Raw genomic sequence first — 13386 nt, forward strand, 5'->3', positions numbered from 1 at the left:
ACTCTCCTGCGTTTCGGCCCCCGGCCACGCGGGGTTAGAGATGGACGGCTGCGCGGCAGGCGACGAGGCAGGCCCGCCCCTGACCCGCGATGGCCGGCAGTTCGTGAACGTCCAGCGCCTCGACGAGCGCCTCCGGGAGCTCCGCCAGCTCCTCTTGGATCCGCTCGCCCTTCAACGCCAGCAGGGCCCCGTCGGGGGCGAGGAGCCCGCGGGTCCCCGGGATCAGTGTGGCCAACGGGGCCACGGCGCGCGCGGTGACCACAGCGAAGTCACCGTCATCCAGGGCCTCCATACGCGCCTGGCGCACCTGAACGCGGTGCAGGCCCAGCTCCGTGGCGCACTGGCGAAGGAAGCGCGTTTTCTTGCCGTTGCTGTCGATCAGGGTCACCGATCGATCGGGCTCAATCAGGGCCAGCACGAGCCCAGGGAAGCCGGCCCCGCTGCCCACATCGGCCAGCGCGCCGGCCGGGAGGTAACGTCGGACGACCAGACTGTCGAGCAGGTGCCGGTCGATGAGCGTCTCGACGTCCCGCGCAGCAGTGAGATTGTACGCGCGATTCCAGCGCATGAGCAGGGACAGAAAGCCCTCGAGGCGCTCCAGGGCCGGGGCGTCGAGTTCAATCTGGAGGTCTTCGAGCCGCGATTCCAGGTACTTACGCGGCATCTTCACCTCCGGTCGGCGTGCGCAGCCAGCCGCGGCGGCGTAGATGAATCAGCAGCAGCGAGATCGCGGCCGGGGTGACTCCGGGCAGGCGGGCCGCCTGCCCCACCGTTGCCGGGCGCATCCGGGTCAGCCGCTCACGGACCTCGGTGGACAGGCCGTCGATGGCGGCATAGTCAAGCGCTTCGGGGAGGCGGACCTGCGCGTACCGCTGGTGGCGCTGGTTCTCCAACTCCTGGCGTTCCACATACCCGTCGTAGCGGGCCTCGATCTCCAGTTGCTGGACCGCGCGAACCGGGAGGTCGGCCTCCTCCAGGCCACCGATGAAGCGCACGTCATCGTAGGAAAGTTCAGGACGGCGCAGCAGGTCGAACAGCGTCTGGTCTCGGCGCAGCGCGCCACCGAGACGGGCCTGCTGGGAGGCCGTCAGCCGGCCCGGGTGTACCCGCGTGCCGTTAAGACGCGCCCGCTCGGCGTTGAGGGCGTCGCGGTAACGGGCAAAACGCGTCCATTGATCGTCCCCGACCGAGCCCAGGCGGCGGCCGACCTCGGTCAGGCGGTCCTCGGCGTTGTCGTCGCGTAGGCGCAGCCGATGCTCAGCGCGGCTGGTGAACATGCGGTAGGGCTCGGTGACGCCTGTGGTGACCAGATCGTCAATCAAGACACCGATGTAGGCCTCCTCGCGGGTGGGGAACCAGGGATCCTCCCCCGCCGACACACGCGCCGCGTTGAGCCCGGCGATCAGACCCTGGGCGGCGGCCTCCTCATAGCCCGTGGTGCCGTTGATCTGGCCAGCCAGGTAGAGGCCAGCGATGGTGGCGCTCTCGAGCCACGGGGTGAGTCCCCGGGGATCGAGGTAGTCGTACTCGATCGCGTAGCCGGGACGCGTGATCCGGGCCGCCTCCAGGCCCGGCATACTGCGAATCAGGGCTTCCTGCACGGTGAACGGCAAGCCGGTGGAGACTCCGTTGGGATAGAGCTCAGTGGCGTCGAGCCCCTCGGGCTCGAGGAAGACCTGGTGGTGGTCGCGGTCGGCGAACCGGACGACCTTGTCCTCGATCGACGGGCAGTACCGGGGGCCCGACGACTGGATCGCGCCGCTGTACATCGGGGAGTGGTCCAGGGCATCGCGGATGATGCGGTGGGTCTCCGGCGTCGTCCAGCTGATCAGGCAGGCGGCCTCCGGCAGCGGCGCCTCCGGCGGGCGGAAGGGCGAGAAGAGCGGACGCGGGGTGTCGCCGTGCTGGGCATCGAGCTGCTCGACGGCCACTGTTCGCCGGTCGATGCGCGGCGGGGTGCCCGTCTTGAGACGGTGAACCGCAAGCCCAAGGTCGCGCAGCGATGCCGACAGGCGATCCGCCGCCGGGTCCCCGGCGCGGCCAGCGCTGTGCTGGACATGCCCGATGTGGATCTGGCCGGCGAGGAAGGTGCCAGCGGTCACCACCACCGCATCGGCGTGAAGGGTCGCGCCGCTTTCTGTCCGTACGCCATAACAGCGCTGATCAGCGACCAGCAGCTCCTCGGCGGCGTCCTGGAGCAGGGCAAGGCCGGGCAAGGCGTCGAGTGCCCGGCGCGCGGCCCGGGCGTAGGTAGGGCGGTCGGCCTGGATGCGGGTGGCACGCACCGCCGGCCCCTTGCGCTGATTGAGGACCCGGGCGTGGATGGCGGATGCGTCCGCGAGCCGCCCCATCACCCCGCCTAGCGCGTCGATCTCGCGGACCAGGTGCCCCTTGCCAATGCCGCCGATCGCCGGATTGCAGGAGAGCGCGCCAATGGTCTCGAGGTTGTGCGTGATCAGGAGGGTCGAACGGCCCAGTCGGGCGGCGGCAGCCGCGGCCTCCGTGCCGGCATGCCCGCCGCCAATGACGATGACATCGAAGCGGTTGGTGTTCATGCGGGGATTTTGGGCCGCCGGGACGGAAGCCTCAAGGGGGATGTTCCACGTGGAACCAACTTGCGGGGCGAGGCGGCCGTCGACCGCCACGTGGATGTTCCACGTGGAACTACGGTCCAGTTCGGCGGGACCATCGAAGGGTTCGATGTGTCCCAGTACCTGCCGCGCAAAGAGGCGCGGCGGATGGATCCGTTCATCCACTACGCCTTTGGTGCCTGCGCCGAGGCCCTGGATGGGAGCGGCCTGGAGATCCGCGAGGACAACGCAGACCGGATCGGAGTGGCTATCGGTTCCGGCATCGGCGGGATCCAGGGGATCGAGACCGGGCACCAGGCGCTGATGGAAGGGGGGGCGCGCAAGGTATCCCCGTTCCTGGTGCCGAGCAGTGTGATCAACATGGCGCCCGGCAATCTGTCCATCCACTACGGGTTGCGGGGGCCCAACCTGTCGACGGTGACGGCCTGCGCAGCAGGGACCCACAACCTTGGGGTATCCGCCCGGATGATCGCCGCCGGTGACGCCGATGTCATGATCGCGGGTGGGGCGGAGAAGTGCATCACCCCGCTGGGCCTGGCGGCGTTCTCCTCCGCCCGGGCGCTGTCGACACGCAACGATGACCCGCAGGGCGCGAGTCGGCCCTGGGACGTCGATCGCGACGGCTTTGTCCTCAGTGAAGGGGCCGCGGTCGTGGTGCTCGAATCCTACGCTCATGCGCGGAAGCGCGGGGCGACGATCCTCGCCGAGTTGGTCGGGTTCGGCACCAGTTCGGACGCTTACCACATCACTCAACCGGCGGAGAGCGGGGAGGGGGCGCAGCGCTGTATGGCGCGGGCCCTTGAAGACGCCGGCATGAATCCTTCAGACATCGACTATATCAACGCCCACGGGACGTCGACCCAGGTCGGCGATGTGGCCGAGGCGGCTGCGGTCAAGCGGCTGTTCGGTGCGGGCGCCGGCGACGTCGCCATGAGTTCCACCAAGTCGGCAACCGGACATCTGCTGGGTGCCGCGGGGGGTCTCGAGGCCGTATTCAGTGTTTTGGCCCTGCGTGACGGGATCATCCCGCCGACGTGCAACCTGGCCGAACCCGAAGCGGATTGTGCCGGGCTGGACCTGGTGCCGGGCGAGGCCCGGAAGCAGCCGCTGCGAGCGGTCCTCAGCAACTCTTTCGGATTCGGCGGGACGAACGCTTCCCTGATCTTCCGCAAGCCGAGCTGAGAAGTGGGGGGCTTTGAGCCGTAAGCAACTGGTCAACGGCCGCGCGGATACGGCCCTCGACGCCGAGGATCGCGGCCTCGCCTATGGCGATGGACTGTTCGAGACCGTAGCGGTCAGCCGCGGTCGGCTATGCCTCTGGGACTACCACATGGATCGGCTCCTAGACGGCGCGCGCCGACTCGGGCTGCCCGAGCCGCCCTTGGCCACCCTGCGGGAAGAGGCCCGTTTCCTCACCGAGAAGGTGGAGCGGGGCGTACTGAAGGTGGTCTACACCCGCGGCAGCAGTGAGGGTCGTGGCTACCTGCCGCCTGCCAGGCCAATCCCCACGCGAATCCTGACACTGCACAATACTCCGGCGATTCCGCCGGAGCGCTGGCAGGGGGTTGATGTCCGGCTCTGTCGGACCCGCATCAGCACGCAACCCCGGCTGGCCGGCATCAAGCATCTCAATCGCCTGGAGCAGGTGATGGCCCGATCCGAATGGCGGGATGCCGCCATCGCCGAGGGCTTGATGCTCGACGCCGACGGGCTCATCGTGGAAGGCACAGCGACCAACCTCTTCGGAATCCGCAATCGGGTGCTCATGACGCCCCCTCTCACACATTCAGGCGTGGCCGGTGTGATGCGGCGCTGGGTCCTGGAGTACGCCGAGACGCTCGGGCTGCGGGTCGAGCAGCGTGGCTTCTACCCGGGCGAGGTGTCCGAGATGGACGAGCTTTTTCTGACCAACAGCCTGATCGGCCTCTGGCCCGTCCGTTCCGTGGCGGGTACGCAGATACCGGTCGGACCGGTGAGTCAGCGCTATCTCCAGGCAATCGCCGATCATGGGCTCACCCCGTTGGTTGAGGAGCCGGCGATGCGCGGCGGGGCAGGGCGTTGATCGGGCGCGTACCGCGACGACGCTGGTGGGTCGTCGCCGTGGCTCTGGTGTTTGTTGTGTCGTCGGGAGTCGGCGGATGGCTGTTCTACGAGCTCGATCACCGTCCACTGGAGGTCAGCGCCCCCCCCGAGATCCTCGAGGTCCCCCGCGGAGGGTCCTTGCACGCCATCTCCCGGGGTCTCGAGTCCCGTGGCTGGATCCCCGGATCGACGCGCCTCGCGTTGCGAATCTACGGTCGCCTCAGCGACATCTCGGGTGAGCTCAAGGCCGGCGAGTATGTCGTCGAGCAGGGTATGAGCGTGCGTCAGCTGCTGGCGCGGATCCGTGCCGGGCGGGTCAAGCTGCACCGCCTGACCGTCGTCGAGGGTTGGACGTTCGCGCGGCTGCGCCAGGAGCTGGGCCAACACGAGGCCGTGGAGCAGACCCTGGACGGGGTGGAAGACGAGCAGATCATGGAGGAGCTGGGGCTCGAGGCGTCTCACCCCGAGGGGATGTTTTTCCCGACCACCTACCGCTTTCCGCGTGGCGCGACCGACCGTGATCTGCTCCGGGTCGCTGCTCGGCAGATGCGCCAGGAGCTGGCGCGGGTGTGGAGCGAGCGCCACCCGGAGGTGCCCCTGGACGAGCCCTACCAGGCGCTGATCCTCGCCTCGATTATTGAGCGCGAGACCGGGCGCGATGATGAGCGCCGCAAGGTGGCGGGGGTGTTCACCCGGCGCCTGGAGCAGGGTATGCGCCTGCAGACGGATCCCACCGTGATCTACGGTCTGGGCGATGACTACGACGGCCGCCTGCGCCGGGCTGACCTGCGACGCGATACGCCCTACAACACGTATACGCGCCACGGTTTGCCGCCGACCCCGATCGCCCTTCCCGGGCGGGCGTCGTTGGAGGCCGCCGTGGACCCGAAACCGGGTAGTGCGCTGTACTTTGTGTCACGCGGGGATGGCAGCCACCACTTCTCGGATACGCTGGACGAGCATAATCAGGCGGTGCGACGCTACATCCTGGAGGAGAAGTGACCGAGCGAGGGTGTTTCATCACGGTGGAGGGGCTGGAAGGGGCTGGTAAGACCACCTGTCTACAGGCTATCGAGCAGATGCTGCTTGAGGCCGGCATCGACCGCCCCCTGTTTACCCGGGAGCCTGGCGGAACCCCGTTCGGGGAAGCGCTGCGCGGCGCGCTCTTGGATCCGCAGTACCGCGGCCTGACGGCAGAGGCCGAGGCGTTGACCGTGTTCGCGGCCCGTGCCGAACATCTGGCGCAAGTCATCCGGCCCACGCTGGATGCCGGACGCTGGGTGATCAGTGATCGCTTCACGGATGCTACCTATGCTTATCAGGGGGGTGGCCGTGGCCTTGGCGATGAACGGATTGCTGTGCTGGAGCGCTGGGTTCACGGTGGGTTCACGCCGGACCGCACGCTCCTGCTGGACGTGGACCCCACGGTGGGGCGGTCACGGGTCGCCCACCGAGGCGACGGAGAAGACCGCTTTGAGCAGGAGCGGGATCCCTTCTTCCAAGCCGCGCGCGCCGCTTACGCCCGACGCGCCGCAGCAGATCCCGAGCGCTTCCGCTGCATCGACGCCAACCGGCCCGAGGGCGAGGTGGCGGAACAGGTACGTGCCGGAGTGGCCGATCTCTTGCCGGTGGGTGGACGACCGTGAGCGAGGCCGCCCATCTCTCGGACTGGATCACGCCCCGGGACGGGCGGGAGCAACTCCCGCCGTGGCTGCTGCCGGAGCTGGACCGGTTGCTCACCCTCCACGATCAGGGCCGGCTCCATCACGCGCTGTTGCTGACGGGTCGCACCGGCCTTGGCAAACGGCTCCTGGCGGGCGTCCTGGCCCGGGCGCTGCTCTGTCAGGCGGACGAGGGGGGCGGGGCGCGGCCCTGCGGTCAGTGCCGGGGTTGCCATCTGACCGGCGGGGGTTCCCACCCCGATTTGCGCACGCTGAGTCCGAGTAGCCGCGGCGAGCGCGGTGAGATCGTGGTCGACAGCGTGCGTGGGCTGGTCGATTTCCTGCATCTGAGCGCGCAACGGGGGGGGAGTCGGGTGGCGGTGATCGTTCCTTGTGATCGCCTCAACCGCGCCGCCGCCAACAGCCTGCTCAAAACCCTGGAGGAGCCACCTCCGGGCGTCTTCCTGATCTTGGCCACCGGTCGGCCCGGACGGCTGCCGCCGACCGTACGAAGCCGATGCACCGTACGTGGCCTGACGCCGCCGGCCTGGGACGCAGCGCGGCGGTGGCTGGCCGAGCGCGCGGGCGGGGCCGAGGGCCGGGTCGACAAGGCGCTCGCGCTGGCCGGCGGCATGCCGCTGACTGCCGAGCAGATCCTCCATGAGCAGGGGCTGGAGGGATACGAGTCGCTGCTCCAGCAGCTGCACCGCCTCAGCGCCGGAGGAGACCCGGTCAAGGAGGCCGAGGCCTGGGAGGGGGCGCCGGAGGCACTGGCCGACGCCGTTACAGCGATCCTGGCGGATCTACTGCGTCAACGCCACGGGGCGCCGGATCGCGGACTACTGCCGTCGCCGCTGGCACAGCAGCTGGTCCGCGAAGCCTCGGTGGAGGCGCTCCACCAGGCGTTCTTGCGTATCGGCGAGCATCGGCGCGGCCTCGAGCAGCCTCTGAATGGCCGTCTGGCCGCCGAGGCGATCTTCCTCGACCTGGCCGCCGCCTTGCGGCCCGCTCGTCAATCCGCCGCCAGACAGGCGTGAAGCCGCCGCCAGGCTTCCTCCAGGTCCTCGGCTGTGTTGTAAAAATGTGGCGAGAAGCGGATCCCGCCGCAGCGCGAGGCACACGCCACGTCACGGGCACGCAGCGCCGCCAGGAGACGCTCCGGATCCGCTCCCGGTACGCGGAAGGTCACGATGCCGGCGTGCCGTTGCGGCTCCGACGGTGTAACCAGCTCAAAGCCGTGGCGCTGGACTCCCTCCATGGCGTGCCGGGCGTTTTCCAGGACGCGCCGCTCGACCTCGTCCAGGCCGACCTCTTCTAGGACGGCCAAGCTGGCCTCGAGGGCGTGGGAACCGAGCAGATTGGGGCTACCCGGCTCCAGGCAGCGACCGTTGCCGGCCGGATCCCAGCCAGGGCGGTCGAATGCGCCGAGCTCGTCGGCCATGTGCCAACCGATCTGCCAGAGCCTTAACTTGTCGCGCACCCGCGGGTGGACGTACAGACCGCCAATGCCTTCCGGACCAAGCATCCACTTGTGGCCATCGGCGACGATAAAGTCGGCATCCACCGACAGCCTCAGCGCCCCCAGGGTCTGGATGGCATCGACGCACAGCAGGATGCCGCGTTCGCGGCAGGCGGTGCTCAGGCGCTCCAGATCCATGCGCAGCCCGGTGCCGTACTGGACGCTGCTCACCGGCAACAGTCGGGTTCGCGGTGTCAGGGCGTCGATCAGGGCGTCTTCGGGCGTGGCGCCGTCACTCAGTCGGACCTGGCGAACGTGGACACCGTAGTGCTCGGCGAGCGACTGCCAGACCCAGCGATTGGAGGGAAATTCCTGGTCGTTGATGACCACCTCATCCCCGGGGTGCCACGTGACCCCATGCGCAACCATCGACAGGCCCGCTGAGGTGTTGGGAACCAGGGCGATGTCCTCCGCTGCGGCGTCACCGACCCCCATCAGTCGGGCGAGCCGGGCACGCAGCCGGTCTTCGGCCTCAAGCCATTGGGGGTAGTCCGCGGCGCCCCGGTGCAGGCACTCATCCGCGAACCGATGGACGGCATCCCGCGTTCGCTGCGGCCAGGTGCCGACGCCAGCGTGGTTGAGGTAGACCAGGTTTGGGTCCAACGGGAACTCTGGGTGGGCCATCGCCGTTGCCTTTGTGGTTGCAGCGGTGAACGACCGAGTATACCGAGCCGTTGGCGGGTTGTCGGCAAGCCCGCCGGCCGCAGCCGCCGTGTCGCCGGCACGCCTGGGGCCGTGGAAGGTATATTATGTTAAATAGCCCGCGACCCCAAGAGAAGGAAGGCCGGCCGTGGTCCCTGACTCAGTGGTCGGATGCGCCCTGTCCGGCGCCCTACCCACCCCGAGAGCTTTTACGCCTCAGACTTGCCGTGTCTCCCGCCATCGCTGGGCGTGCTCCTCGTCAGCGATATTCCACTCGTGCTCGATGAACTGTTTATCTCCGGTCTCCAGCAACGCCCACAGGATGAAGTCGGCAGCGTCCTCGGGGCTGTGAAGCTGACCGTTCTGCTTAAGCTTGATGAAGCGATCCACGGCCGGGAAGCGCTCCGGGGTCTGGGTCCGGATGTGATCCTGCATGGGGGTATCCACCACGCCCGGGCGAACCGAGCCGACCAGGATCCCCTCGCGCCATAACTCTTCGCGGTAGATCTGGTAGACCATGAACAGCGCAGCCTTGCTGGTGCAGTACGCACCCCAGCCCATGGACGGCTTGTGCGCCGCTCCCGACGAGATATGCAGGATTCGGCTTCCCGGCTCCATGAGTGGCAGCAGCCCCTGGCTGAGGAAGACCGGCGCTTCCACGTTAACCGCCATGGCTTTCCGCCAGGCGTCGAGGTCCACGTCCTTGAGCGGTCCCACCGGATCGAGAAGACCGGCATTGTGGATGACCGCGCGCACCGTGTAGCCCTGCGCGGCCTCGATGATGTGTCCGCGCTCGTCAGCATGGGCGATATCCGCGCTGAGTGTGCGAATCCGGTCTGAATCGGCGGTGGCGGTTTCGGCGAGCGCCTCAGGGCGTCGCCCGACCGTGAGCACCTGGGCTCCGTCCCGGGCAAGCCCGCGCACCAGTGCCCTGCCCAGGCCGCTACCACCACCGGTCACGACCACCAGTTCGTTCTCATGCCACCTCATGTTGCGCTCCTTCACTCAACGATCGGCCTGCTCACCGCGATGGCACGCCTGACTTCAATTCGATTCAGTGAACAGTGTAACGAGTCAGACAATCACAGGTCGCTGTCCGGACCAATGATCCGATTCGGCGGCACTCCCCCCGTTGCAAACGCCACCAGATTATCGCGCAGCTGCTCGACAATGCGGCGTCGCGCCTCCAGCGCCGACCAAGCGCTGTGCGGTGTGACGGTAACGTTCGGTAGATCCGCGGCCAGTAGCGGGTGGTCCGGCGGGGGGGGTTCCTGTGTCAGGACGTCGAGCGCGGCCGCCCCGATCTCTTCGTTCCGCAGTGCCGTGGCGAGCGCCGACTCATCCACCAATCCCCCCCGGGCGGTGTTGACCAGCAGTGCATCGCTGCGCATTCGCCGCAGCGCCCCGGCGTCGATCATCCCGGCTGTCTCCTCCGTCAGCGGGCAATGCAGGCTCAGCACGTCCACTTCCGGCAGCAACTCGTCAAACGGGACCCGGCCCACCCGGCAGCGATGGGCCGAGGGCCGCTCGGCCAGCCATACCTCCATGCCGAGGGCTTGCGCAAACGCCGCAACCCGCTGCCCCAGAGTGCCGTAACCGACAACCCCCAGGCGCCGACCGGCAATCTCGCGCTGGGCGGGATCGATCAGGCTAAAGTGCGGCGCCCGGCTCCACTCCCCGTCCCGAACCCGGGCGGTGAACGCCGGGATGCGTGTGAAATGGTTCAGGACCAGAGTGAGCGTATGCTGAGCGACGGCCGTGGTGCCGTAATCCTGGCAGTTGGTGACCGTGATGCCCCGCCGCCGGGCGGCTTCCAGGTCCACGTTGTTGGTGCCCGTAGCCGCAACGGCGATCAGCCGCAGCTTCGGCAAGCAGCTGAGGATCCCGGCGTCGAGGACGACCTTGTTGACGATGGCCGCCTCTGCCGGCTCGAGTCTAGGGAGCAACGCCTCGGGACGGGTTCGGGGGTAGCACTCAAGGGGGTCAGCCGCCTGTTGCAGCGGCGTCAGATCCAGGTCACCGGGGTCCAGGGACCCCGCGTCGAGGAAGACGGTATGCATAGCGTGGAATCGGTCCCGGTCAGAACACCACCTGACGAGCGGTTGCGCGCCAGCCTGTTCGCTATTCTATGACCTTTCAGCCCGTGAAACAGGAGGCAACTGATGATGCCGCAAGGCAGTGGCACCGGCCCGTCCCCTTCCTCGGACGCCCTGAATCAGGCGGCACGGCTGCCTGCCCCCCTACCGGTCATTGCGGTCACTGGCTACTCGGGGGCCGGCAAAACAACCCTGCTGACCGGTCTGGTTACCCAGATGCGCAGCGCCGGCTGGTCCCCTGCGGTGGTCAAACATGCTCACCACGGATTTGATATGGACCGCCCCGGTAAGGACAGCTACCGGGTGCGGGAAGCCGGTGCCGAGCAGGTTCTGGTGGTTTCCGCTCAGCGCTGGGCCCTGCTGACGGAGACTCCGACTGAGGAGCATGATGACGACCTGCTGGTGACCAGGCTGCGCGCCATCGACCCGACTCGAGCCGACGTCATACTCGCCGAAGGCTTCCGCCACAGTGGCGCGGGGCAATTGCTGGTCCATAGCCAACGCACCGGAGTCGAGCGTCCCGACTTCCAGGCGCCGGGCGTACTTGGCGTGGCCACCGACGACCCCGAAGCTGTGCCGCCTGGCCTCCCCTGCCTCGATCTCGATGATCACGCTGGCCTGGCCGCCTTCGTTGAGCGTTGCATCCACGGCATTATAAGCCGTGCTCGCGGGAACCAGGCGGGCGAGTATTAACAAGAAAAATCAGGAGGTTAAAAGACCTTTCGCCCTTCCCTGCGGGCGGCCCCGGGGTTACATTGATCGACGCGGCACCCCGTTGTGGGTGAGCCGATAACAATCACAACACCCCGGGGACGGTGACAACCTCAAGCAGGGAGGGGACCCATGAGCTACCAGGAGACTTATTGGGAGTCGATCAACGATCCGGAGGCGTTCTGGCTACGTGAGGCGCAGCTGCTGCAGTGGATCGCTGAGCCTCCTGCCGCCCTGAGCCTGGATGAGCAGGGTCGGCAGCGGTGGTTCCGTGGGGGGCGCCTGAACGTCTCCCAGCTGGCCCTGGATGCCCATGTCGAGGCCGGTCGGGGCGAACAGCCTGCCCTCCTCTACGACTCCCCGGTGAGTGGTTCCCGCGAGCAATACACCTACCGGCAGCTGCTGGACGAGGTGTCCCGAGCCGCGGGGATGCTGCGCGATCTCGGTGTCGGGCATGGCGACCGGGTCGTTATCTATATGCCCATGATCCCCGAGGCGGTCATCGCCATGCTCGCCTGCGCGCGGCTGGGTGCCATCCACTCGGTGGTCTTCGGTGGTTTCGCCGCCAACGAACTGGCGGTACGGATCGATGACGCCAACCCCCGGGTTGTCCTGACGGCGAGCTGTGGGATCGAAGTCGATCGGGTCATCCCCTATCAACCACTGGTCGATGAGGCCCTACGCCGCGCGGAACACAAGCCAGCGCGGGTCGTTTACGTCAGCCGGCCTCAGGCCCAGGTGGCGTGGGACGAAAATCGGGATCTGGACTGGCACACGCAGCTGGCGCAGTCGGCCCCGGCAGAGCCGGTGGCCGTGGATGCCACGGATCCCCTCTACATCCTCTACACCTCCGGGACGACCGGAAAACCCAAGGGGGTGGTCCGGGATAGCGGCGGATACGCCGTGGCACTGAATTGGAGCCTCGGGGCGATCTACGACCTCCACCCCGGCGACGTTTTCTGGACCGCCTCGGATGTCGGCTGGGTCGTCGGCCACTCCTACATTGTCTACGGCCCCCTGATTCGCGGCTGCACGACCGTCGTCTACGAAGGCAAGCCGGTGCGGACCCCGGATGCCGGCGCGTTTTGGCGCGTGATCTCGGAGTATCGCGCAAAGGCGTTCTTCACCGCCCCCACCGCCTTTCGGGCAATCAAGAAGGAAGACCCCGAGGCACGCCACCTGCAGGACTACGATCTCTCCTGCCTGGAGAATGTCTTTGTCGCCGGTGAGCGGCTGGATCCCCCCACCTACGAGTGGCTTTCGCAAACCCTGCAACGGCCCGTGATCGATCACTGGTGGCAGACGGAGACGGGTTGGCCCATCGTTGCGAACCCGATGGGCATCGAGCCCCTGCCCATCAAGAGTGGCTCGGCCACCGTGCCCATGGCCGGCTACGACATCCGCGTGCTCGACGATTCCGGCCGCGAGCTCCCCGCCGGCGAGCAGGGCAACCTGGCCATCCGGCTCCCGCTGCCGCCCGGCTGTCTGCCAACCCTCTGGAATGATGAGGCCCGCTTCCGGAAGTCCTACCTGGAGCGTTTCCCTGGGTTCTACGACACCTCGGACGGCGGATTGATCGATGAGGATGGTTACGTCTACGTGATGGGCCGGGTGGACGATGTGATCAACGTCGCCGGCCATCGCCTCTCCACCGGGGAGATGGAGGAGGTCATCGGTGATCACTCGGCGGTGGCGGAATGCGCCGTGGTTGGCATCCACGACGACACCAAGGGTGAGCTGCCAGTGGCCTTCGTGGTGCTCAAAGACGGGACCGACATCGATCAGGAACGAATCGAGGAGGATCTGGTAGCCATGATCCGTAACGAGATCGGGGCCATCGCCTCCCTTCGCCGCGTCGCCGTGGTTCAGAAGTTGCCCAAGACCCGTTCCGGGAAGATCCTGCGCAAAAGCATCCGGACACTGGCGAAGGAGGCGCGGGAACAGGTCCCCACCCCGTCGACCATCGACGACGCCTCCAGCCTTGACGAGATCGCTGATGCGATTCAGACCTACAACCTGGGGCGCTACGCCTCCTGACCCGGCCACCCGGGCGCAGCGCGAGTGCTGCGTCCGGTTACCATGCG

At 67.6% G+C, this 13386-nt stretch carries 12 protein-coding genes; 7 read left to right on the forward strand and 5 right to left on the reverse strand.

Features of this window, described 5'->3' with window-relative positions:
- Window positions 1–34: 34 nt before the first annotated feature.
- Both rsmG and mnmG read right to left on the reverse strand, forming a co-directional pair.
- Window positions 35–664 (reverse strand): 16S rRNA (guanine(527)-N(7))-methyltransferase RsmG, encoded by a 630-nt coding sequence (rsmG, locus tag HHAL_RS00015; protein WP_011812819.1) that lies wholly within the window; start codon window positions 662–664, stop codon window positions 35–37.
- The gene (mnmG, locus tag HHAL_RS00020) at window positions 654–2555 is read right to left on the reverse strand and encodes a tRNA uridine-5-carboxymethylaminomethyl(34) synthesis enzyme MnmG (protein WP_011812820.1); all 1902 of its coding nucleotides are present in this window, start codon (window positions 2553–2555) and stop codon (window positions 654–656) included. Before mnmG ends, rsmG begins: the two co-directional genes overlap by 11 nt.
- A 147-nt stretch (window positions 2556–2702) precedes the next feature.
- Between mnmG and fabF the strand changes: the two genes are divergently transcribed.
- Genes fabF through holB form a run of 5 tightly spaced genes read left to right on the forward strand, consistent with a single transcriptional unit; the run spans window position 2703 to window position 7371 of the window.
- The gene (gene fabF, locus HHAL_RS00025; RefSeq protein WP_244857307.1) at window positions 2703–3773 is read left to right on the forward strand and encodes a beta-ketoacyl-ACP synthase II; all 1071 of its coding nucleotides are present in this window, start codon (window positions 2703–2705) and stop codon (window positions 3771–3773) included.
- Between the two features lie 13 nt (window positions 3774–3786).
- Entirely contained in the window at window positions 3787–4653 is an 867-nt protein-coding gene (gene pabC, locus HHAL_RS00030; protein WP_011812822.1) for an aminodeoxychorismate lyase, read from the forward strand.
- Between the two features lie 38 nt (window positions 4654–4691).
- Window positions 4692–5675, forward strand: coding sequence for an endolytic transglycosylase MltG (gene mltG, locus HHAL_RS00035; RefSeq protein WP_011812823.1), 984 nt, complete (start codon window positions 4692–4694; stop codon window positions 5673–5675).
- On the forward strand, window positions 5672–6319 hold the full coding sequence (gene tmk, locus HHAL_RS00040; protein WP_011812824.1) for a dTMP kinase: 648 nt from the start codon (window positions 5672–5674) through the stop codon (window positions 6317–6319). Before mltG ends, tmk begins: the two co-directional genes overlap by 4 nt.
- Complete coding sequence (gene holB / locus HHAL_RS00045; protein ID WP_011812825.1) at window positions 6316–7371, forward strand: DNA polymerase III subunit delta'; 1056 nt, start codon at window positions 6316–6318, stop codon at window positions 7369–7371. The genes tmk and holB overlap by 4 nt, the downstream gene beginning before the upstream one ends.
- Here the strand turns inward: holB and HHAL_RS00050 are convergent.
- The 3 genes from HHAL_RS00050 to HHAL_RS00060 all read right to left on the reverse strand — a co-directional run bounded on the left by HHAL_RS00050 (window position 7347) and on the right by HHAL_RS00060 (window position 10555).
- Window positions 7347–8477, reverse strand: coding sequence for an aminotransferase class V-fold PLP-dependent enzyme (locus HHAL_RS00050; RefSeq protein ID WP_011812826.1), 1131 nt, complete (start codon window positions 8475–8477; stop codon window positions 7347–7349). The genes holB and HHAL_RS00050 overlap by 25 nt on opposite strands.
- 234 nt (window positions 8478–8711) lie before the next feature.
- Window positions 8712–9485, reverse strand: coding sequence for an SDR family NAD(P)-dependent oxidoreductase (locus HHAL_RS00055; protein WP_011812827.1), 774 nt, complete (start codon window positions 9483–9485; stop codon window positions 8712–8714).
- A gap of 92 nt (window positions 9486–9577) precedes the next feature.
- Window positions 9578–10555: a D-2-hydroxyacid dehydrogenase gene (locus tag HHAL_RS00060; protein ID WP_011812828.1), complete on the reverse strand. Its 978-nt coding sequence runs from the start codon at window positions 10553–10555 to the stop codon at window positions 9578–9580.
- A 102-nt stretch (window positions 10556–10657) separates the two neighbouring features.
- On the opposite strand from HHAL_RS00060, the gene mobB reads away from it, so the two are divergent.
- Window positions 10658–11284 carry a molybdopterin-guanine dinucleotide biosynthesis protein B gene (gene mobB, locus HHAL_RS00065; RefSeq protein WP_011812829.1) on the forward strand — a complete coding sequence of 209 codons (627 nt, stop codon included), beginning with the start codon at window positions 10658–10660 and terminating at the stop codon, window positions 11282–11284.
- Between the two features lie 150 nt (window positions 11285–11434).
- Complete coding sequence (locus HHAL_RS00070; RefSeq protein ID WP_011812830.1) at window positions 11435–13339, forward strand: propionyl-CoA synthetase; 1905 nt, start codon at window positions 11435–11437, stop codon at window positions 13337–13339.
- The last annotated feature ends 47 nt before the right edge of the window (window positions 13340–13386 follow it).

This window comes from Halorhodospira halophila SL1 (assembly GCF_000015585.1).
GTDB lineage: Bacteria > Pseudomonadota > Gammaproteobacteria > Nitrococcales > Halorhodospiraceae > Halorhodospira > Halorhodospira halophila.

What these genes read in the sequence shown, in the direction of transcription:
- rsmG (WP_011812819.1), bottom strand. Translation starts at nt 664, where the DNA reads ATGCCGCGTAAGTACCTGGAATCGCGGCTCGAAGACCTCCAGATTGAA.
- mnmG (WP_011812820.1), bottom strand. Translation starts at nt 2,555, where the DNA reads ATGAACACCAACCGCTTCGATGTCATCGTCATTGGCGGCGGGCATGCC.
- HHAL_RS00050 (WP_011812826.1), bottom strand. Translation starts at nt 8,477, where the DNA reads ATGGCCCACCCAGAGTTCCCGTTGGACCCAAACCTGGTCTACCTCAAC.
- HHAL_RS00055 (WP_011812827.1), bottom strand. Translation starts at nt 9,485, where the DNA reads ATGAGGTGGCATGAGAACGAACTGGTGGTCGTGACCGGTGGTGGTAGC.
- HHAL_RS00060 (WP_011812828.1), bottom strand. Translation starts at nt 10,555, where the DNA reads ATGCATACCGTCTTCCTCGACGCGGGGTCCCTGGACCCCGGTGACCTG.
- mobB (WP_011812829.1), top strand. Translation starts at nt 10,658, where the DNA reads ATGATGCCGCAAGGCAGTGGCACCGGCCCGTCCCCTTCCTCGGACGCC.
- HHAL_RS00070 (WP_011812830.1), top strand. Translation starts at nt 11,435, where the DNA reads ATGAGCTACCAGGAGACTTATTGGGAGTCGATCAACGATCCGGAGGCG.